This window comes from Heyndrickxia sp. NPDC080065, assembly GCF_050281185.1.
In the GTDB taxonomy this organism is placed as follows: domain Bacteria; phylum Bacillota; class Bacilli; order Bacillales; family Bacillaceae_C; genus Heyndrickxia.
Genome location: NZ_JBNNWS010000052.1, coordinates 1 through 1,060, shown reverse-complemented (window position 1 = coordinate 1,060; position 1,060 = coordinate 1). Strand labels below are relative to the sequence as shown.

2 tRNA genes and 2 rRNA genes are annotated in these 1,060 nt (G+C 45.8%); all 4 read right to left on the bottom strand.

Annotated features, from left to right (window positions below):
- Positions 1-265 (bottom strand): 23S ribosomal RNA (locus tag ACQKP0_RS25740); the annotation flags it as partial.
- A 386-nt stretch (positions 266-651) separates the two neighbouring features.
- Positions 652-727 (bottom strand) — tRNA-Ala (locus tag ACQKP0_RS25735).
- Positions 728-740: 13 nt separating this feature from the next.
- Positions 741-817, bottom strand: a tRNA-Ile gene (locus tag ACQKP0_RS25730).
- A 155-nt stretch (positions 818-972) separates the two neighbouring features.
- Positions 973-1,060: ribosomal RNA gene (locus tag ACQKP0_RS25725) — 16S ribosomal RNA — on the bottom strand; the annotation flags it as partial.

The window sequence follows — 1,060 nt, the reverse complement described above, 5'->3', positions numbered from 1 at the left end:
CTTCCGTTTCGCTCGCCGCTACTCAGGAAATCGCGTTTGCTTTCTCTTCCTCCGGGTACTTAGATGTTTCAGTTCCCCGGGTCTGCCTTCCTTACCCTATGTATTCAAGTAAGGATACTACCCCATTACGGGCAGTGGGTTCCCCCATTCGGAAATCTCCGGATCAAAGCTCGCTTACAGCTCCCCGAAGCATATCGGTGTTAGTCCCGTCCTTCATCGGCTCCTAGTGCCAAGGCATTCACCGTGCGCCCTTACTAACTTAACCTCTGGCGAACGATGAACTTCGCTCTACTACGTCAGCTTCGTCTTTCCGGTGCTCATGTATTAATCGCATACACTCCGCTCCTCCAAGACTCCGCTTCCTTGCATAGCTCGTTCCTCCTTCGCCAGTCTCTTAATTTAAAAATGGATCGTTATCCATAAAGTGGCGATTCTCGGTTATTACTTGGTTATTTCTCATATTATCTAGTTTTCAAGGAACAAGGCTACTCATTTCAATCACATCATGATTAAACATCGTAGCATTTGCTTCATGCTGCCTTGCTCCGAGGTGAACCTAATCTTCCTCGAATAAGCATTGCAGGAGCAATTCTATCCAAAGTATTATTAGAAACAATGTATTAGTTTGTTTCTAATTCACTTTATTTTCTTTGGTGGAGCCTAGCGGGATCGAACCGCTGACCTCCTGCGTGCAAAGCAGGCGCTCTCCCAGCTGAGCTAAGGCCCCAAATGTGTTTATATGGTGGGCCTAAATGGACTCGAACCATCGACCTCACGCTTATCAGGCGTGCGCTCTAACCAGCTGAGCTATAGGCCCACATTTTAGGAAATAAAAAACATCGATAATGGAAAATTCCGTAGTCGTTGTTTTTATGAATTACTTATTTTATTTAAAAGGATTAACCTTTCAAAACTGAACAAAACGATAACGTCTTCGTTAGAACCACGAAAGTGGTTTTCCATTATCCTTAGAAAGGAGGTGATCCAGCCGCACCTTCCGATACGGCTACCTTGTTACGACTTCACCCCAATCATCTGTCCCACCTTCGGCGGCTGGCTC